Below are 19,973 nucleotides of genomic sequence, written 5' to 3'. Positions count from 1 at the left end.
GGTCAGGCGCCCAGCACCTCCGCCAGGTCGTACCCCACCGGCTCCTCCAACTGCGCGTACGTGCACTCCGCGGCCTCCCGGTCCGGGCGCCAGCGGCGGAACTGCGCGGTGTGGCGGAACCGGTCGCCCTGCATGTGGTCGTAGGCCACCTCGACCACCCGCTCGGGGCGCAGCGGGATCCACGACAGGTCCTTCTTGCCGGTCCACCGGCTGGGACCGCCCGGCAGCCGGTCGGCGGCCTGCGCCTCCTCGCTCGCCCACTCCTGCCACGGATGGCCCTCGACGGACGCCATCCGCAGCGGCTCCAGCTCCGTCATCAGCGCCTCGCGGCGGCGCATCGGGAAGGACGCGCAGACGCCGACGTGCTGAAGCATCCCCTCGGCGTCGTACAGACCGAGCAGCAGCGAGCCGACCACGGGACCGCTCTTGTGCAGCCGCATCCCGGCCACCACGCAGTCCGCGGTGCGCTCGTGCTTGACCTTGATCATGACGCGCTCGCCCGGCCGGTACGGCAGATGCAGGGGTTTGGCGACGACCCCGTCGAGACCGGCGCCCTCGAAGCGGGAGAACCACTCCTTGGCCGTGTCGATGTCCTGGGTGGCGGGCGCGGTGAACACCGGCGCCGTCGCCTCCCGCAACGCCTCCACCAGCACCTCGCGCCGGTCCCGCTGCGGCACCGGCAGCAGCGTCTCGTCGCCCACGGCCAGCAGGTCGAAGGCGACGAAGGACGCGGGCGTCACCTCCGCCAGATGGCGGACCCGGGACTCCGCCGGATGAATCCGCTCCAGCAGCGCGTCGAAGTCCAGCCGGCCGCCCCGCACGATGACGATCTCGCCGTCCAGCACGCAGCGCGGCGGAATCCGCTCCCGCAGCGCCTCGACCAGCTCGGGAAAGTACCGGGTCAGCGGCTTGCCCGAGCGGCTGCCCAGCTCGATCTCGTCGCCGTCGCGGAAGACGATCGCCCGGAAACCGTCCCACTTGGCCTCGTAGAGCATGCCGGGCGGGACGGCCGCGGCGGACTTCGCCAGCATCGGCCGCACAGGGGGCATCACCGGAAGGTCCATGCTGGTGATTGTGCGCGGCCCCGCCCGGGGGCGCCCGCCGACGGGCGCCGCCCGGCCGTACGGCCTAGCGTGGTCGCATGGCCGAGACGCTGGAACTGACCGTCGGCGAGCGGGCCGTCCGGGTGTCCCACCCGGACAAGGTCTACTTCCCGCAGCGCGGATTCACCAAGGCCGACCTGGTGAGGTACTACCTCAGCGTCGGCGACGGCATCCTGCGCGCGGTCAGGGACCGGCCGACCACACTGGAGCGCTACATCCACGGCGTGGAGGGCGAGTCCTTCTTCCAGAAGCGGGCCCCGAAGAATCTGCCCGACTGGATCCCCACCGCCCGGATCGCCTTCCCCAGCGGCCGGTACGCCGACGAGATCTGCCCCACCGAGACCGCCGCCGTCCTGTGGGCCGCCAACCTCGGCACCTTCACCTTCCACCCCTGGCCGGTGCGCCGCGCCGACACCGATCACCCCGACGAACTGCGCATCGACCTCGACCCGCAGCCCGGCACGGACTACGGCGACGCCGTACGCGCGGCGCTCATGCTGCGCGAGGTGCTGGACGGACTCGGCCTGACCGGCTGGCCGAAGACCTCCGGCGGACGCGGCCTGCACGTCTTCGTGCCGATCGCGCCGCAGTGGACCTTCACCCAGGTACGGCGCTCGGCCATCGCGATCGGCCGCGAACTGGAGCGCCGCGCGCCCGACCGGATCACCACCGCATGGTGGAAGGAGGAGCGCGGCGAGCGGATCTTCGTCGACTACAACCAGACCGCGCGCGACCGCACGATCGCCAGCGCCTACTCCGTACGGCCGTTCCCGCACGCCCCGGTCTCGGCGCCGCTGCGCTGGGACGAGGTGAGCAGCGCCGTGCCCGAGGACTTCGACCTGGGCACCATGCCGGGGCGGTTCGCGGAGGCCGGCGACGTGCACGCCGACATGGACGAGCACGCCTTCCGGCTGGACGCGGCGCTCGAACTGGCCGACAAGGACGAGCGCGAGCACGGCCTCGGCGACCTGCCCTACCCGCCGGAGCACCCCAAGATGAAGGGCGAGCCCAAGCGGGTGCAGCCGAGCCGCGCCAAGAAGGCCGCGTCGGACAGCGACGCGGACGGGTAGCGACGCGAAGCGGTGGCCTCCGGCCGCGCGATTCAGTCGAACGTCTCGACGTACTCCTCGGTCGGCCCCAGCTCCGGCCGGTCGCGCAGCTCGACGCGGTCGCCGAAACGCTCCAGCTCCAGCACCGTGACGGTGTTCTCGCCGGCCGTCAGCAGCGGCGCGGGCACGTAGAGGGTGACCTGCGGGCCGATCTCCCAGTACCGGCCGAGCAGCGTGCCGTTCACCCAGGCGAAGCCCTTGCCGAAGCCGGGAAAGGCCAGGAAGGTGTCGGCCGGGGCGTCCGCCGTGAACCGGGCGGTCGCGAAACCCGCGTCGCCGGACGGCGGGGCGACCGACGGCGCGCGCTCCACGACGGCAGCGGGCCATTCGTCCAGCGGCAGTCCGTGGACCGACCAGTTGTGCACCAGGCGGCGCTCGACGCGGACCCCGCCGAGGATGCCCTTGCCCTGGCCGAGCAGCGGACCGTAGTTGATCCGGCCCTGGTTCTCGACCAGGAGTTCCAGCAGTACGGGCTCGCCGGCGCCCTCGACGGTGAGCGAGCCGGTCTCCCGGTCGAGCACACCGGCGGGCGCGCCGTCCACGAAGACCTGGGCGCGGTCGTGCAGCCCGTGCACGGTGATCTCCCGCGGGCCGCGCGGCAGACGGGGGCGGGCGCGGTAGAGCACCAGCCCCGAGGGCTGTTCCAGCTCCTCGAAGCTCAGCGGATGCGGGGACGCCACCGGCCGCGACAGCGCGGTGAGCGCGTCCAGCAGACCGGCGCCCCGGACCACGGGCAGCGCGCGAGCGGTGAGCGGCGGCGCGGTCGCGGGCAGCGGCCGGGAGGCTTCGGCCGCGCCGGTCACCGCGAGCAGCCGGTCGCGCAGGGCGAAGAACTTCGGGCCGAGGCCGCCGTGTTCGGCGACCGGCGCGTCCGAGTCGTAGCTGGTCACGGTCGGCTGGAGCCTGTCGCCGTCGTGGTTGGCGCCCGCCCACAGACCGAAGTTGGTGCCGCCGTGCGCCATGTAGACACTCACCGAGCCGCCCTCGTCCAGGATCTCGGCGAGCGTGGCCTCCGCGCTGTCGACGGTCCGGATGTGGTGCTTCTCGCCCCAGTGGTCGAACCAGCCGTTCCAGAACTCGGCGCAGACGAACGGCTCGCCCGCTCTGCGCGAGCGCAGCAGTTCGGCGGCCTGCGCGGCGCGGGACCCGAAGGTCGCCGTGGTCAGCGTGCCCGGCAGGGCGCCGCCGTCGAGCATCAGGTCGGTCGGGCCGTCCGCGGTGTAGAGCAGTTCGGTGATGCCCCGCTCCACCAGCGCGTCGCGCACCCACGCCACATAGCCGTGGTCGTCGCCGTAGCTGCCGTACTCGTTCTCCACCTGCACGGCGACCACCGGCCCGCCGCGGGCCGCCTGGAGCGCGGCGACGCGCGGGATCAACGCGTCGAACCAGCGCGCCACTTCGTCGAGGAAGGGCCGGTGCGAGGAGCGCAGCCGCATGCCGGGCGTCCCGGTCAGCCACGCGGGCAGGCCGCCGTTGTCCCACTCGGCGCAGATGTACGGGCCGGGGCGCACGATCACGTCCAGGCCGGTGTCCCGCGCGAGCGCGACGAACCGCTCGATGTCGCGCGGGCCGTCGAAGGACGGCCGTCCCCGGCGCGCCTCGTGGAAATTCCACGGGACGTACGTGTCCACGGTGTTGAGCCCCATGGCCGCGAGGCGTTCCAGCCGGTCGGCCCACTGCTCGGGGTGGACCCGGAAGTAGTGCAGCGACCCTGCCAGGACGCGGTGCGGCTGCCCGCCGCGCAGGAACGTGCCGTGCGGATACGACAGCAGGGGCGCGGGTCGGCCGTTGGCGTCCGCGGGTGCGGTGGTGGTCGGAAGGCTCACAGCACCGAACTGTGGCACAGATTGTTATCGATGCCAACGCGGTGCCTTCAGCCGGTCCGGGGCGGGACCACGAGCTGGAGAGCGCCCCCTTTGGGCGGGTGCGACCGCTATCATCGGCGGCAGCGGATCAGCCGGAAGGGACCCATGAAGAACCAGAGCGCGCGCGACGCCTCCCGTCCGCCCGGCATGGCGGATGTCGCACGGGTCGCCGGGGTCTCCGCGCAGACCGTCTCGCGGGCCCTGGCCGGTCACCCCAATGTGCAGGACAAGACCCGCGCCAAGGTGCTCGCCGCCGTCGACCAGCTCGGTTACCGCAGGAACAACGCGGCGCGCATGCTCTCCTCCGGCCGCAGCCGCACCATCGGCGTGGTCACCCTCCAGACCAGCTTCTACTCCCGCACCGCCCTCACCCTCGGCATCGAACGGGCCGCTCAGGAGGCCGGTTACGCGGTCAGCACCGCCACCACCGCCTCGCTGGACACCTCCGCCATCGAGAGCTCGATGCTGCGGCTGGCCGACCAGCACGTCGAAGGCGTCGTGCTCGCCGTTCCGCTGATCCATGTGAGCCGCCAGATCGAGCAGCTCACCAGCGCCGTGCCCACCATCACCGTCGACGGTTCGCGCACGTCGGCGACCGAAGTGGTCGCCGTCGACCAGTCGGCGGCGGCGCGGCTGGCCACCCGGCACCTGCTGGACCTGGGCCACGAGACGGTCTGGCACGTCGCGGGACCCGGCGAGTGGCTGGACGCGGCGAGCCGGTCGCAGGGCTGGCGCGCGGTGCTCGAAGCGGAGGGCAGGACGGTGCCGCCGGAGCTGACGGGCGACTGGTCGCCCGCCTCCGGCTACCGCAACGGCCTCATCCTCGGCCGGATCCCCGACGTCACCTCGGTCTTCGTGGCCAGTGACGAGATGGCGTTCGGCGTGATCCGCGCCCTGCACGAACTGGGCCGCAGGGTGCCGGAGGACATCTCCGTCGTGGGCGTGGACGACATCGCGCTCGCCGAGTACTGCTCGCCCTCGCTGACCACGGTGGCCCAGCCCTTCGCCGAGATGGGGGCGCTCGCGGTCTCCCACCTCATGCGGTACATCGCGGACCCGGACGCCACCTTGGAACCGGCCTCCGTGGAGCCGACGCTGGTCGTCCGCGCCAGCACGGCGCCCGCCCGCCGCTGACGGTCAGGCGCCGGCCGACGGCCTGAGGGCGTCACCACGCGCGGGGGAGTACGTCCCCCTGCCGTCCGTGCCGACGCCTGTCCGCGTTCCCGGACCACACCGGCCGCACGACCGCCCGATGTCGGCCGCTATCACCTGTGCAAGAAGGTCTGTCGGGCTCTGGTGTTATCGATGCCATCGCCGCTACAGTCTCCACCACTCCCGACTCGCTCCCGGCTCTTCAAGGCCCTAGGTGGTACAGGAATGACCTCGCGCTCGCCCCGATCACCCCACCGTGGAAGGCGGCGGCGGCAGCGGTCCGCGACCGCCGCCGCCCTGCTCGCCTCGCTCGCCCTGCTGTCGGTCGGCGTCACTCCGGCGCTCGCCGCCCCGCCGCAGACGGCGGCCGACCCGGCCGCCGCCGCGGGCACCCCGATCGACCCCGCCCAGTACACGCTGGTCCAGGCAGACTCCGAGTCGCCCGCCTACCCCGCGCCCCCGGCCCTGGACGGCACGGCGCTCGCCGCGTTCGACAACGACCCGTCGACGCAGTGGACGGCCGCCTACGACGTGGTCGGCGGCGTCGGCGTCGCCAAGACCCCGATGCCGCACTGGATCACCCTCGACGTCGGCGGCTCCTTCACCCTCACCGGTGTCGACTACTCGGTGAAGAACCAGGCCAACGGCCCGGTCAAGGGCTACCGGATCTTCGTCACCGACGACGCGGCCGTCGCCAAGGACCCGAAGGGGAACTGGGGAGCGCCCGCCGCGACCGGCTCCTTCCACCAGCCGACGAGCAACACCGAGGTGCAGACCGTCGTCTTCGACAGGCCCGTCACCGGCCGCTATGTGAAGGTCGAGGCCGAGAGCGCCGTCAACGGGTCCGACAACGCCTCCGCCTCCGAGATCAGGGTCCGCGCCGTCGGCGACACCACGCCCGCGCCCGTCGACCCGCCGCCCCCGGCCGACCCCGCGACCCCCGTCGAGATCAGGCACGGCGCGCTCAAGGTCACGGTCGCCAAGGAATTCCCGCAGGTCATCTCGTACGCGCTGAACGGCGGCAGCCTCGCGGGCCAGGCGTCCGTCCTGCACACCTTCGACATCAACGGCGCCGCGCACACCGCGACCACGAAGATGTCCGCGCACGGCGACACCGCGACGTACACCTCGACCTTCGCCGACCTGCCGAACGTCACCATCACCTCGACGATCACCGCGACGGCGAAGAAGACCGTCGTCTTCGCCGTCCGGAAGATCACCGGCAGCGCCGCCCGTACCGTCAACCAGTTCTCGATCCCCGGCCAGTCGCTGCTGTCGGTCGACTCCTCCGACCCGCACGCGAGCCTGGCCCGTACGAAGATCTCCACGGACTCCACGACGACGGCCGACCAGTTCCTCACGATCAGCGCGGCGGCCAAGCCCGACAAGGCGTCCGTCGGCACCCCGTACGGCTTCGTCAGCAACTCCACGCTCGCGGGCGGGCTGATCACCGACGCGACCGACGACGCCGCGCAGGACAACAACGACAACGGCAACACCCGGCTGCAGTCGCGGATCGTGGACGCGGGCGGCGGCGCGCGCCGCGCGGAGCTGTCCGTCGGCACCTACACCTACGCGCCCAAGGGCGCCACGGACCGGCGGGTGGCGACGTACGCGCTGCCGCGGACCACGGTCGTGCTCTCCGGTGACGCCAACGGCGACAACAAGGTGACCTGGGAGGACGGCGCGCTCGCCTACCGCGCCGCGATGACGCGCCCGCTCGGCGCCGACCGGGTGCCCGAACGCGTCGTGCAGCACATCCCGTTCAACTTCGCGAGCCAGGCCACCAACCCGTTCCTCAAAACGCTCGACAACGTCAAGCGGATCTCGCTGGCCACCGACGACCTCGGCCAGTGGGTGCTGGAGAAGGGCTACGCCAACGAGGGCCACGACTCCGCGCACCCGGACTACGGCGGCGACTACAACGTCAGGGCAGGCGGCCTCACCGACCTCGACAAGCTGGCTTCCGTGGGCGCCGACTACAACTCCGACATCGCCGTCCACGTCAATGTGACCGAGGCGTACCCGCAGGCCAAGAACTTCAGCTCGGGGCTCATCCAGGGCCAGGTCAACGGCTGGGACTGGCTCAACCAGTCGTACCACATCGACCAGCGCACCGACCTCGGCAGCGGCGCCGTCCTCGACCGCTTCAAGGAACTGCGCAAGCAGGCGCCCGGCATCAAGACCGTCTACATCGACGCCTACTACTCCAGCGGCTGGCTCGCCGACGAACTGGCCCGCCAGCTCCACGCGATGGGCTTCGAGGTCGCCAGCGAGTGGGCCTACAAATTCGAGGGCGACTCGATCTGGTCGCACTGGGCGAGCGACAAGAACTACGGCGGCGCCACCAACAAGGGCATCAACTCCAACATCGTCCGCTTCATCGCCAACTCCGACCGCGACGTGTGGAACGTCGACCCGCTGCTCGGCGGCTCCGACATCAAGGAGTTCGAGGGCTGGACCGGCCAGGACGACTACGACGCCTTCTACCGGAACATCTGGACCGACAACCTGCCGACCAAATTCCTCCAGCACTACCAGGTCACCACCTGGGACTTCGGCGTCTCCGCCGACCTCACCGGCGGTGTCCACGTCGCGATGGCGGGCGGCAAGCGCCAGGTGACCATGGGCGGCGCGCTCGTCCTCGACGGCGACAGCTACCTGCTGCCGTGGGGCGAGGCCAAGCGCGGCAACGGCACGTCCTCGCCGAGCGACGCCGACAAGATGTACTACTTCAGCGCGTCCGGCGGCGCCCACACCTTCGACGTGACACGGCAGTTCGCGGGCACCAAGCGCTTCACCCTCTACAAGCTCACCGACCAGGGCCGGGTGAAGGCCGGTGACCTCACCCCGACCGGCGGCAAGGTCACGATCAGCGGCGACAAGAACCAGCCGTACGTGCTCGCCCCGCAGTCCGGCAAGGCGCCGCACACCAACGTCGACTTCGGGCAGGGCACCGGTCTGAACGACCCCGGCTTCAACGCCGGCGACCTCACGGCCTGGAACGCCCGCGGCGGCGCGACCGCCGTACGCACCGCCAACGGTGACAACGTCGCCCGGCTCGGCGCCGCGGCCTCGGGCATCTCGCAGCAGGTCAAGGGCCTGACGTCCGGCAAGACCTACACCCTCAGCGCCAACGTCGAGATCGCCAAGGGGCAGCGCAGGGCCACCACCCTCGCCGTCACCGGCGGCAAGCAGCCCGCCGCGAACACCTTCGACACCACGCCCGCCGCCAACCAGATGGCCGCGGACGCCAAGCAGGGCACGTACTCGCAGCGCGCGTCGGTGACCTTCACCGCGCCGTCCAACGGCAAGGTCACCGTCGCCGTCAGCGCGGTGGCGGGGGGCGCGGCCGTCACGCTGGACGACATACGCCTGATGGCCGACACGACGCTGCCGCTGCCCAAGAAGGCGGCCGGTTCTGGCGGGACCGTCCTCGCGCGCGACGACTTCGAGGGCAACCAGCCCGGCTGGGGACCCTTCGTCAAGGGCGACGCGGGCGGCGCCACCGACCCGCGCACCAGCATCAGCGACCTGCACGCCCCGTACAGCCAGAAGACCTGGAAGAACACCTACTCGCCGTACAACTCAGGGACCCTCAAGGGCCAGGCGGTGGACGACGTCATCGGCGGGAACCACTCGCTCAAGGCCCACGAGGAGAACAGCGGTCTGGTCTACCGGACGGTGCCCGCGACCGTGCCCTTCGTGGCGGGCCACACGTACGCGGTCTCCTTCCGCTACCAGACCAACCTCGACGGCCAGTGGGCCTGGGTGACCGGCGCGGACGTCGTCGGCGGCGGAAAGGTAGCCTCGAAGGACGTGACGCGCGACGTGCTCGCGCCCGCGCTCGACACGGCCACGTACTCCAAGGAGATCGTCGCGGGCTGCGGCGACACCTGGGTGGGGCTGCGCAAGCTCGGCGGCGCCAACGGCACGGACTTCGTGCTGGACGACTTCTCGGTGACCGACCTGGGCCCCGCCCCGGCGGGTCCGGCGTGCGCGAGTGTGACGACGCCGCCGACCGCCGAGCTGAGCCCCGGCGTGCCGAGCGAGTACGTGACCACCTTCACCAACAGCGAGCTGACCGACGCCACCGGCGTCGTCCAGCGGCTCGACGGTCTGCCCGCCGGGTGGACCGCGGCGGTGAAGACCGAGCACGGCAACAGCTTCGCCACCGTGAAGCCCGGCGCGTCGGTGAGCACCACCTGGCTGCTGACCCCGCCCGCGGGAGCGGCGGGGACCGCCGCCTCCTGGAAGGCCGTGGCGGGCTACACCGACGACGGGGCCACCAAGTCGGTGTCGGCGGACGCCAAGGCGACCGTCGCGACCCGCGCGCTGCTCTCGCCCAGTTCGATGACGGCGACCGCGGACTCCGAGAACCTCTCCTCGGGAGCCGCGGAAGGACCGGTCTCCAACGTGCTCGACGGTGACCCCGGCACCATCTGGCACACCGACTACACCAACTCCGAGGCGCCGTACCCCCATTGGGTGACCCTCAAGCTGGGCGGCCCCGCCGACCTCGACGGCTTCGGCTACCTCGACCGCCAGAGCGGCGGGCAGAACGGCCGGGTGGCCGGCTACGAGGTCGCCGTCTCCGACAACGGCACTACCTGGACGACCGTCGCCCGCGGCACCCTCGTGGACTCCCCGTCGACCCAGGTCATCGCCTTCGACCGGGTCCGCGCGAGCTATGTCCGCTTCACCGCGCTCAGCGCGCTCAACGGACTGCCGTTCGCGGCGGCAGCCGAGATGCGGGCCTACGGCAGTTACGCCGACACGCCCGTCGGTTATCCGCCGGATCCCGCACCGGGCGCCTGACCACGGCCCGAACGGGCACCACGCGGGGCGCGCCCCCCTCCCTGACCGGGGAGGGGGGCGCGCCCCGTCGTTCTCGGGTCAGTTGACCAGCGGGAGGAGCTGAAGGCGCTCGGCCGCCGAGATGAGCGGGTCCACGTCGACCGGCTCCTCCGTGACGTCGTCGATGACGGACACCCGCACCGCGGGCACGGGCGCCGTGTCGATGGTCGCCGCCAGGTCGAGCGCGAACAGCACGTTCACCGGCCGCGCCCCGCGCGAGTCCTCGTGGACGCCCGCGAACCGCAGGATGCGCCAGCCCTCGTCGTCCCAGTGGTCGAGCAGGGCGGAGCGGACGACGGGAGCCGTCGCCTGCCAGGCCAGGGAGTTCTCCAGCAGCTCCACGGACGCCGCGACCGGCACCCGTTCGCCGGAACCGCTCAGCGGATGCCCGAGGACCCGCAGCCGCAGCTTGCGCAACGGCCGCAGCCACCGCTGGTCGAGGTCGGAGGACAGACCGAGCAGCACCGCCGCGGCCACCACCAGGACGACGGCCGACGGCACCGGATCCCCGCCGATCCGCGACCACCACGTACGGTCGGCGGCCACGGCGGCCAGACCGCCCACGACGACCAGACCGGCACGGGTGAAGGACCGCCAGCCGACCGGCCCCTCGTCACGGGCGCTGCACCCGCAGGACGACTCGGGCGCCGTCGCCCGCGCGTACCCCAGATACGCGGTGAAGCCCGCGCCCAGCACCGCCGTTGCCACGGCGGGCGCCACGGCCTCGGGAACGGCGAGCAGCGCCGCCGCGATCAGCAGCTCGACCGCGCCCACCGCGCGCAGTGCCCGGGTGGCGCGGTGGCCGTTGCCCAGGACCCGCACCAGGACCGTGTTCGCGGCCAGTTGGGCCGTACGGCGGCCGAAGAGCTTCGGCGCGCCGGTCACGGCGAGCAGGACCCCGCACAGCAGCGGCGCCAGACTCGGGATGACGGAGATCATCGCGCTCCCTCCTAGTGGCCGACGGTCACGCGGGCGATGTCGACGGTGTCGTCCTCGGGACGCCAGGCGCCGAGGATCTGCGCCGACTGCCCGATCCGCACCCGCGACAGGTCCGAGGTGAGCGCGCCGCCCAGGTAGGAGGCGGTGGTCGTCTCGGTGACGATCCGGCCCACGACGGCGTGGTTGTTGCCGTGCGTGAGGTGCAGCCGGTCCTTGGCGATGCCCTGGATCTCGCAGAAGAGATTCACGATGTTGACCCACACCGCGTCGGCCGCGATGGTGCCGTCGGGCATGTCGACACCGCGCGCGTACAGGCCGTCGCCGACCTTGATCTCCGCCGCGGTGGTGGGGCGCAGCTTCCAGACGCTGGTGGCGTTGGTGAGCTGGATGAGGTGCTGGTCGCCGTAGGAGCCGGCGACCTCCAGCACGGTGCCGTTGATCGCGGTGATCCGGCCCTCGGCGAACGCCGACTTGGAGATCGCCGGGTCGAGCGACGGCATCGGCGCGGCGAAGGCGGCGTCCGCGTCGATGCCGCCGAGCGCGGTGGCGCCGACGATGGTCGCACCGCCGAGCGCGGCGGTGGTGAGGAAGCGCCGGCGGTCCATCCGGCCGCGGCCCGCGGGATTCTGGTCGTGGCTCATGTCGGTCCTCCTCACTCGTAGATGTAGACGGGGAGCTTGCCGGAGCTGAGATTGCCGATCGCGGAGAACGCGGCCGGGGTCAGGTCGATGACCCGGTTGGTGCGGCAGACGCCGTTGCAGCACGCGGACTCGCCGCAGAAGCTCTTGGTGCGCGGTCCGCAGTCGGAGACCGTGACGCAGACCGTCGCGCCGGAGCACTGGTGCTTGACGTTCATCACCGAGCCGCAGCCGCGGCGCGCGATGGTCTCACCGCACAGGTCGGGCCGGGTGATGTCGAAGCACGCCTGGGAGGCGTTCGGCCACGCCGCCTGGTGGGCGTTGGACTGGCAGGTGCCGCAGGCACCGGTGCCGGTGCTGCCGCAGGGGCCCCAGGCGCTGCCGCAGCAGAACCAGGTGGTCTCACCTGCCCAGAGACTGGTCGATCCGCAAGCCATGTCGATTCCCTTCGCTCGCGCGCAGGTGTTGTGACCTGCGCATGACAACACAAGGTGCGTGCCGCGCCATGCGTGACACGTGACACGGGGCCGCCGGTGGGGACGGCGGCGGTGCTGGGTGTTCGGCGTCCGGGATGCGCGCGCTCGCGGGGGAGGTGGGGCGACGGGCGGGGCCGCGAGGCGGTGGGGCGGTGTGGCGTGAATCGCGCGGATGTGCGAGGCGCGTGGTGCGCTCGATGCGTGCGGGGACAGTGGGGGGTTCGGGTGCTGCGAGTGCTGAGGGCGGCGCGGGTCCTGTGGGGGGTCCGGGGCATGTGGGGACGCCGGGAGAATTGCATGCCCATGACAAGGTGTGCGTCGGATGGGTCGGCAGTGATGGTGGAACACGGCCATGATGCGCGCTTCTACGCGCGTCCGCCAGAGGGCGGGAGACACGAGAGGCCCTTGGGGCGGGCGGCACGAGCCGTACGGTGCGGGGTACCGGGCGATGGCCTCGGGCATCACGGCCGCGGCGCGGCGCGCGGACGCGTGGGCCGTCTTCCGCGGGGTGCCCGGGATGTCGTGATCCAGCCAGCCGCGGCCACGGCGGCTCGCGTACGCCTACGATCTGCCGCCCGCGTATCGGGCGCGGTCGCTGGGGGTGTCGCCCGGCGGTGAAGGGCTACCGGGTCGCCCGCTGAGCGCCACCGCCTGATCCGTCGCCCGATCCGGCGCCGGGCCCCGGGACCCCGGCCGCCCTGCCGCCCGGTCCGCCCTGGCGTCGGGTCGCCGCGCTGCGGCCCACGGCCTCCACCAGCGGCAGCACGCGGTACGGGACCCGCTCGCGCAGGGCGATCTCCGTACGGGTGCGGACCACGCCCGGCAGTTGGATCAGCCGCTGGATGATGTCCTCCAGATGGGCGTTGTCGCGGGCCGCGACCCGGGTGAGCAGATCCCCGCCGCCGGTGATCGAGAGCGCCTCGATGATCTCCGGCACGGCCGCGAGCGCTTCGCCCACGTCGTCCAGGCGCCCCTGCGTCACCTCGATCCGCACGAAGGCCAGCACCGGGTGGCCCAGCGCGGCAGGCGACACGCGTGGTCCCGCCGTGGTGATCACCCCGTCCCGCTCCAGCCGGTCGAGCCGGGCCTGGAGGGTGCCGCGGGCCACGCCGAGTATGCGGGCGTACTCACGGACGCTGGTGCGCGGCTGCTCCAGCAGCAGCCGCAGGATGCGGGTGTCCAGTGCGTCGACGGCCATGGGCCACTGGTCTCCTCATGGTCGATGACAGGGCACCCTCACCGTACCAATGGCACAGCACCGAGCGACCAGTTTGAGCCACTGCCCGCTCGGGTGCTTTCCTGGTGGTGACGATGGCGTTGCGGTCCTCCGCAACGCCTTTGCCATGTCCGGCGCCGACCGCCGCCGGGCACCCGTACCGGACAGGGGTGGAACCGCACACGTGAAGAAGTTGTTCGTCGCACCGGATCCGGGCCGCGCGCGGCTGCGCCACGCCTCCCGCGCCGTCCTCGGCATCGCGCTCGCCGTCACCGCGGCGGGCCTGGCCGGATTTCCGCTGCCCGCGATGTGCGGCGGCGGTCTCGCCGCGCTGCTCGCCTTCTTCGTCGTCGCCGACGCCCGCGTCGGCCAGCAGGCGGTCACCACCGCCCTGATGCCCCTGACCGGACTGCCGGTGCTCACCGCCGCGGCCTGGCTGCACCCGTACCCGCTCGCCCGCGACGCCGCCTTCGTCGCCGTCGTCCTCGCCGGGGTCTACGTCCGCCGCTGGGGCGCCCGCGGCCACGCGCTCGGCGTCTTCGGCTTCATGATGTTCTTCATCGCGCAGTTCCTGCACGCCGTCCCGGCCGAACTCCCCGAGCTGTACGCGGCGATCGGCCTCAGCCTCGCCGTCGCCGCCACCGTCCGCTTCGGCCTGTGGTGCTACGAACGCGGCGCCGCTCCCGTACCGGCCATATCTCTTGTCCAACCGCCCGGTCTGCGCAGGCCGACCACCCGGCAGGCCGTCCAGGCCGCGACCGCCGCGGCCGGAGCCCTCGCGCTCGGCCAGGCACTGTCGGAGGACCGCTGGTACTGGGCGGTCGCCACCTCCTGGTGGATCTTCGTCAACACGGCGTCGCGCGGCGAGACCCTGGTGCGCGGCTTCCGCCGCGTGCTCGGCACCGCGCTCGGCATCGTGGCCGGATTCGCCCTCGCCCTTCCCCTGCACGGCGCCCCCGTACCGTCCGCCGTCCTCGTCGCGGTGTGCGTCTTCGGCATCTTCTACAGCGCGGCCGTCTCCTACTCCTGGATGACCTTCTTCGTCACCGTCATGGCCGGTTCCCTCTACGGGCTGCTCGGCGTCCTGCACCCGGCGCTGCTCCTGCTGCGCCTCGAGGAGACCGGGGCGGGCGCGCTCTGGGCGGCCCTCGCCGTGCTGCTGGTGCTGCCGGTCACCACGCACGCCGCCACCGACGCCTGGATCCAGCGCGCCCTGGAATCCGTACGCGACTTCACCGCGCAGGCCGCCCGGCACCTCGCCGGTGAACCCGGCGCCGACCTGGCGGGACGCGCCGCCGAACTGGACCTGGTACTCGGCCGGGTACGCGCCTGCCTGGCGCCGCTGGTGCACCCGCTGAGCCCCCTGCGGGCCCGCAGAGCGCGGGCCGGTCACGTACTGCGCCTCCTCGACGCCTGCGCCCACCAGGTGCGCGGCCTCGCCGAGGTCGTCGCCCACCCCGAAGCGGGCCACGACGAGCGGCTGTCGGCCGCCTGCCGACGGGTCGAGGACGCCGTGCGCCGCCTGGTCGTACGCGGTGTCGAGGCACCGGAACCGCGGCCGGAAACGCCCCGGGACGGCGCGGGACATCCGCACGCCGAACGCGCGCTCGGCCACCTGCGGGTCCTGGAAACGGCGCTCACCGACCTCGCGGCCCCCCTGCACGCCGACCCCCGGGCGCCGCTCGCCGCCTGACCAGTGGGACCCGGGGGCGACGCGGCCGCCGTCAGGTACTAATCTCAGCCGCCGTACAGACATCAGGCGGAAGAGGTACGGCAGTGGCCGGGCACGTTTACATCGGGTCGTTCACTTCGGCGGGCGGGCGAGGGCTCACCACGGCCGCCGTCGACCCGGACACGGGAGCGCTCACCGCGCTCGGCGACAACGCCGAGGTGCAGAATCCGTCCTTCCTCGCCCTGTCCGACGACGGGCGGACGCTCTACACGGTCGGCGAGACCGAGCCGGAGGGCACCGCCGCCGCGTTCTCGCTCGCGGACCCGGCCGCGCCCCGGCTGCTCGGCGCGCCCGTTCAGGTGCACGGCGGCTGGCCCACCCACCTCGCCGTCCACCGCGGCCACCTGCTCACGGCCAACTACGCGGAGCCCGGCAGCGTCAGCGTCCTGTCCATCGGCGAGGACGGCGCGCTCGGCGGACTGCGCTCACTGCTGGAGCACGAGGGCGACGGCCCCCACCCCGAGCGCCAGACCGGGCCGCACGCCCACGCCGTGCTGACCGACCCCAGCGGACGCTGGGCGGTCAGCGTCGACCTCGGCACCGACTCGGTGCGGGTCTGCGAACTGGACACCGACAGCGGCGAGCTGGAGATCGAGCGCGAGCTGGGACTGCGCTCCGGGATCGGCCCGCGCCACCTCACCTTCCACCCGGCCGGCCACCACGCCTATGTGATGAACGAACTCGACTCCGTCGTCACCGTCTGCCGCTGGGACCCCTCCATCGGCAGCCTGCGCCCGCTCGCCGAGGTCCGCGTGCTCCCCGACGGCACCGAAGGCGAGAACTACCCCTCGGAACTGGTCGTCTCGCCCGACGGCCGCTTCGCCTGGGCCGCCAACCGCGGCCACAACAGCATCGCGGTGCTCGCCCTGGACGAGACGGGGGAGCGGCTGGAACTGCTCGACACCGTGAGCTGCGGCGGCGACTGGCCGCGCCACCTGACCCTCGACCCGTCGGGCACCCGGCTGTACGCGGCCAACGAGCGCTCCGGCGACGTCACCTGGTTCGACGTCGACCCGGGCACCGGCATCCCCAAGCAGGCCGGTTCGCTGGCGCTGCCCGCCGTGTCCTGCGTGCTCTTCGCCCGGCCCTGACACTGCGGCGGCGGGCTCGCGCGGCCCGCACGACGAGGAAACGGCGCGGGCAGGCGGTCCTTCGACAGGACCGCCCGCCCGCGCCGTTGTCGTCGCCGTGTCGACGCGCCGCCTCGTTCAGTGCGAGGGCGCGCTCTCCTGCTGCTGCATCGCGATGCCCAGCGCGCCCGCGTAATGCGTGACCACCAGCTTGCCGACCGCCGGGTACGGGCCGAGCGCGTCGGCGCCCGAGCAGCCCGCCTCCGCCGCGGCGGTGTGCAGGAGCTGCGGCGCGATCTCCGGGCCGATCAGGCACGGGGCGAGCGCGAGCCGACCGGAGCCGGAGGAGCGCAACTGCTCCGCCGCCCGAGCGATGGAGCCGTCCTCGTCGAGCGCGGCGGCCAGCACCGGCACGGCGAGCCGCGCGGCCAGCAGCAGCCCGGTCACACCCGCGGCCTGCGCCGCCTCCTCGCCGCCGACGGTCGCCAGGATGATCCCGTCGGCCGCGGTCGCCACGGTGAACAGCCGGGCGCGGTCGGCGCGGGCCAGACCCGCCTCGGCGAGCCTGACGTGCAGCGCCTCGGCGAGCAGCGGGTGCGGACCGAGGACGTCGGTCAGCTCCACCTGCGCCTTGGTGTCGGCGATGGCCTGCCGAATCCTGCGCAGCACCGAAGCCTCGGGTCCCGCGAGCAGCGGGACGACGACGGCCGCGGTGTCCTCCCCCGACCGCTCGTCCGCGATCGCGGCCAGGACGCCCCGCAGCGCCGGGAATTCGGTCTCCGCGCCGTCCTCACCGTCGACGAAGCCGATCCGCGGATCGAGTCCCGACAGCTCGGAGCGGGCGATGCTCACGACCTCCTCCGCCAGACTGAGCGCGGCGGCGGTGGGAGTGCCGGGGACGGCCAGAACCAGCACCGGCGCGCCCTCGGGCGCGGCCAGCGCCTCCGGTCGGCGGTGACGTCCCGGCTGGCGCGGGCGCGGCATTCGAACGGGAAGGCCGGAGGCGGGCCCTGTGGCAGTGCTCATGGCGACGCATGCTAACGCCTTGGGGCGCCTGGATGTTCGGCCGGGTCGGAGCCGCGGCAGACCTGTCCTGATCTGTCCCTTTCACCGCTCACGTTCGGTCATCGAACGAGTCTGAGCTGTGCCGGAACGCGCCGCGTCGGCACCGGAACGAACCGGTGCGGTACGCGAACGGGCCGGTGCGGCACGGGAGACGAGCCGCAGCAGCGCGGGGTCGGCCGGAAGCGGCAGCGCGTCCCGGTGCAGCGCCCCCGCGATCAGCAGCGCGCCGTCCAGCGGATCCCCGGCCGCCGGTACGAGCCTGGCGTCCGGCAGCATCCGCCCGGCCCGCTCGCGCAGCGGCCCGAGCAGCGGCTCACCCATCTTGAACAGGCCACCGGTCAGCGCCACGTCCACCGCGGCGGCGTCCGGCCGTACGGCAGCCGCCGACTCCAGGATGTGCGTCGCGGCGGCCCGCAGGATGCCGGAGGCCACCGGGTCGCCCCCCGTGGCGCAGGCGGCCACGTCGGGCGCGAACGAGGCCAGTACGGCGGGCCGGTCGGGGCGCGGGTAGAGCCGTGCGGGCATCCCGTCGAGCGGCCCGAAACGGTCCTCCGCGCGGGCCAGCAGCGCCGTGGAGCCGCCCGCCCTGCCGTCGTGCGCGCGCATCGCCGCGTCCAGGCCCGCGCGGCCGATCCAGGACCCGCCGCCCGCGTCGCCCAGCAGATGGCCCCAGCCGTCCGCGCGCAGCCAGCCGCGGCCGTCGGCCGCGGTGCCGAGCGCGATCATGCCGGTCCCCGCGGCGACGACGACGCCCGGCCGCAGACCGAGCGCGCCCGCGTACGCGGTCACCGCGTCACCGGCCAGCGCCAGCGACTCCACCCCGAAGGCGGCGGCCAGGGCGTCGGGCAGCACGGCGCGCAGGTCGGTGCCGAGTGTGGCCATACCGGCCGCGCCGACGCATGCGGCGGCCAGCGTGCCGGCCCCGGCCTTGTCCAGCAGGCCGTTCACCAGGGGCACGACCTGGTCGAGCAGGCTCGCGGCGTCGATCCCGCGCTCGCCGGTCACGGCCGGGCGGGCCGAGACGGCGGGCGCGGACACCTCGGTGCCGTCGGCGCGGGCGACGGCCACCCGCACACCGGAACCGCCGGAGTCGATCCCGAGCACCCAGTCAGCGGAAGCGGGCACGGATCAGCCGAGCCCGCGCGAGTCCTGCTTGAGCGCGGTGTCCACGGTCAGCGCCGAGGCGACGACCATGCTCAGCAGCGGGTCGGCCAGCGGCCGGTGGATCTGGAGGACGTAGTTGTCCGCCGTGGTGAACATGGTCTTGGCCAGGCCCTCCCACGTCTTGGTGATCCGGCCGATCTCCGTCTCCGTGTGGTCCACGATGGCGAAGTTCCACGCCCGCCAGTTCTCGGCCTTGATGGCACCGATCTGCTGGCCGTTGTACATGAACGCGAACTTGATCTTGCCGAAGGCGTTCTGCTGCACGATCTCGCCGAGCGGCTCACCGTTCGAGCGGTGCACCAGCACCTTGGACTTGATGAACTTCGCGGGCCGGGTGAGCACCAACTGCGGCTGCCCGTGCGCGTCCCTGACCTCCAGCTTGTGGGTCAGGAACTGGTCCACGCTGGAGACGAAGCGCAGCACCTTCTTCGCCGTGCTCTGCCCGATCTCGACGACCGAGCCGAGGGTACGGCCCTGCTGGTCGAAGACGCTGTACTCGTTGACCAGCTCGATCAGCTTGGCCTTCTGGTTCACCACCAGGATCGGCTCGGTGAACAGGGTGCCGCCGCCGAACGAGGTCGGCGCTATCCCGGCCTGCTGCTGCACCTGGCGCTGGACCTTGGACGGGTCGGGGGCGCCGCTGACATTCACCTCCCACGCGTTGCCGCCGCCTTGCTGCTGCTGCGGAATCTGGCCGGGGTTCGTGTGCTCCGTCCACTGTTTGCCGTCCCAGTAGCGGAGCAGATTCGGAGTGCCTTGCGGGTCGGCGTACCAGCCCGCCGGAGTATTGGGATGCGTCGTCACCCGGGCAGAGTACCGTCAAGACATGTCAGGGAAGGAGCCAGTCGACCGGCTGCGCACCCTGCCGGACCAGCAGATCATTGGCGCGGCTGAAGGGCCGTGAGCCGAAGAAGCCGCGGTCGGCCGACATGGGGGAGGGGTGCGAGGACTCGATGGCGGGCAACTGCCCGAGCAGCGGCCGCAGATTGCGGGCGTCCCGGCCCCACAGCACGGAGACCAGCGGACGGCCCCGGGCGGCGAGCGCCCTGATCGCCTGCTCGGTGACCTCTTCCCAGCCCTTGCCGCGGTGCGCGGCGGGCCGCCGGGGCGCGGTGGTCAGCGCCCTGTTGAGCAGCAGCACACCCTGCCGGGTCCACGGCGTGAGATCCCCGTTGGACGGCCGCGGCAGCCCCAGGTCGGAGCCCAGCTCGCGGTAGATGTTCTCCAGACTGCCCGGCAGCGGCCGTACGTCCGGCGCGACGGAGAAACTGAGCCCCACCGCGTGCCCCGGGGTCGGATACGGGTCCTGCCCGACGATCAGCACCCGCACGTCGTCGAAGGGCTGCTGGAACGCGCGCAGTACGTTCGCACCGGAGGGAAGGTACGTACGCCCCGCGGCGATCTCGGCGCGGAGGAAGTCCCCCATCGCCGCGATCCGGTCCGCCACCGGTTCGAGCGCCTTCGCCCAGCCCGCTTCGACGATCTCGTTCAATGGTCGCGCTGTCACGGTCCGTCACTCTACTGGCTCAACGGCCGTGCCGCGGACGGGGATCGGACCCGCCCACGCAACGACGCCGCCGATGACCG

General features: G+C 72.8%; 15 protein-coding genes. 5 read left to right on the top strand and 10 right to left on the bottom strand.

The window, feature by feature from the left end; genetic code table 11:
- Positions 1-2 precede the first annotated feature (2 nt).
- Positions 3-1,064 (bottom strand): ATP-dependent DNA ligase, encoded by a 1,062-nt coding sequence (locus ACIOC1_RS32225; protein WP_355343717.1) that lies wholly within the window; start codon positions 1,062-1,064, stop codon positions 3-5.
- A 77-nt stretch (positions 1,065-1,141) separates the two neighbouring features.
- On the opposite strand from ACIOC1_RS32225, the gene ligD reads away from it, so the two are divergent.
- Positions 1,142-2,173 (top strand): non-homologous end-joining DNA ligase, encoded by a 1,032-nt coding sequence (ligD, locus tag ACIOC1_RS32220; RefSeq protein WP_355343720.1) that lies wholly within the window; start codon positions 1,142-1,144, stop codon positions 2,171-2,173.
- A gap of 32 nt (positions 2,174-2,205) precedes the next feature.
- Here the strand turns inward: ligD and ACIOC1_RS32215 are convergent, their stop codons facing one another.
- On the bottom strand, positions 2,206-4,038 hold the full coding sequence (locus tag ACIOC1_RS32215; RefSeq protein WP_401857653.1) for a glycoside hydrolase family 35 protein: 1,833 nt from the start codon (positions 4,036-4,038) through the stop codon (positions 2,206-2,208).
- Positions 4,039-4,182: 144 nt separating this feature from the next.
- On the opposite strand from ACIOC1_RS32215, the gene ACIOC1_RS32210 reads away from it, so the two are divergent.
- On the top strand, positions 4,183-5,211 hold the full coding sequence (locus ACIOC1_RS32210) for a LacI family DNA-binding transcriptional regulator (RefSeq protein WP_401857650.1): 1,029 nt from the start codon (positions 4,183-4,185) through the stop codon (positions 5,209-5,211).
- A gap of 243 nt (positions 5,212-5,454) precedes the next feature.
- Complete coding sequence (locus tag ACIOC1_RS32205) at positions 5,455-10,047, top strand: endo-alpha-N-acetylgalactosaminidase family protein (RefSeq protein ID WP_401857647.1); 4,593 nt, start codon at positions 5,455-5,457, stop codon at positions 10,045-10,047.
- Between the two features lie 78 nt (positions 10,048-10,125).
- Here the strand turns inward: ACIOC1_RS32205 and ACIOC1_RS32200 are convergent, their stop codons facing one another.
- The 4 genes from ACIOC1_RS32200 to ACIOC1_RS32185 all read right to left on the bottom strand — a co-directional run bounded on the left by ACIOC1_RS32200 (position 10,126) and on the right by ACIOC1_RS32185 (position 13,337).
- The gene (locus tag ACIOC1_RS32200) at positions 10,126-11,025 is read right to left on the bottom strand and encodes a MauE/DoxX family redox-associated membrane protein (protein WP_355343733.1); all 900 of its coding nucleotides are present in this window, start codon (positions 11,023-11,025) and stop codon (positions 10,126-10,128) included.
- 11 nt (positions 11,026-11,036) lie between these two features.
- On the bottom strand, positions 11,037-11,666 hold the full coding sequence (locus ACIOC1_RS32195; protein ID WP_355343736.1) for a cell wall protein: 630 nt from the start codon (positions 11,664-11,666) through the stop codon (positions 11,037-11,039).
- A gap of 11 nt (positions 11,667-11,677) precedes the next feature.
- Positions 11,678-12,100, bottom strand: a complete 423-nt coding sequence (locus ACIOC1_RS32190; protein WP_188284393.1) for a hypothetical protein — start codon at positions 12,098-12,100, stop codon at positions 11,678-11,680.
- Between the two features lie 661 nt (positions 12,101-12,761).
- A complete protein-coding gene (locus ACIOC1_RS32185; protein WP_391164102.1) occupies positions 12,762-13,337 on the bottom strand; it encodes an Lrp/AsnC ligand binding domain-containing protein in 576 nt (191 codons plus the stop codon).
- A gap of 145 nt (positions 13,338-13,482) precedes the next feature.
- Here ACIOC1_RS32185 and ACIOC1_RS32180 point away from each other — a divergent pair, with 145 nt between their 5' ends.
- Complete coding sequence (locus ACIOC1_RS32180; RefSeq protein WP_401857642.1) at positions 13,483-15,048, top strand: FUSC family protein; 1,566 nt, start codon at positions 13,483-13,485, stop codon at positions 15,046-15,048.
- A gap of 83 nt (positions 15,049-15,131) precedes the next feature.
- Positions 15,132-16,178, top strand: coding sequence for a beta-propeller fold lactonase family protein (locus ACIOC1_RS32175; RefSeq protein WP_391050247.1), 1,047 nt, complete (start codon positions 15,132-15,134; stop codon positions 16,176-16,178).
- 117 nt (positions 16,179-16,295) lie between these two features.
- Here ACIOC1_RS32175 and ACIOC1_RS32170 read toward each other — a convergent pair whose 3' ends face one another.
- From ACIOC1_RS32170 to ACIOC1_RS32155, 4 genes are all read right to left on the bottom strand, one after another.
- On the bottom strand, positions 16,296-17,183 hold the full coding sequence (locus tag ACIOC1_RS32170; protein ID WP_355343749.1) for a hypothetical protein: 888 nt from the start codon (positions 17,181-17,183) through the stop codon (positions 16,296-16,298).
- A gap of 81 nt (positions 17,184-17,264) precedes the next feature.
- Positions 17,265-18,347, bottom strand: coding sequence for an N-acetylglucosamine kinase (locus tag ACIOC1_RS32165; RefSeq protein ID WP_401857639.1), 1,083 nt, complete (start codon positions 18,345-18,347; stop codon positions 17,265-17,267).
- Between the two features lie 3 nt (positions 18,348-18,350).
- Positions 18,351-19,190, bottom strand: coding sequence for a phospholipid scramblase-related protein (locus ACIOC1_RS32160; RefSeq protein WP_355343755.1), 840 nt, complete (start codon positions 19,188-19,190; stop codon positions 18,351-18,353).
- A 25-nt stretch (positions 19,191-19,215) separates the two neighbouring features.
- Positions 19,216-19,893, bottom strand: a complete 678-nt coding sequence (locus ACIOC1_RS32155; RefSeq protein WP_188280927.1) for a uracil-DNA glycosylase — start codon at positions 19,891-19,893, stop codon at positions 19,216-19,218.
- Positions 19,894-19,973 lie beyond the last annotated feature (80 nt).

Source organism: Streptomyces sp. NPDC088197, from assembly GCF_044741185.1.
In the GTDB taxonomy this organism is placed as follows: domain Bacteria; phylum Actinomycetota; class Actinomycetes; order Streptomycetales; family Streptomycetaceae; genus Actinacidiphila.
Note: the sequence above shows the minus strand (reverse complement) of the source record. Positions and strands in the feature narration are given on the sequence as shown.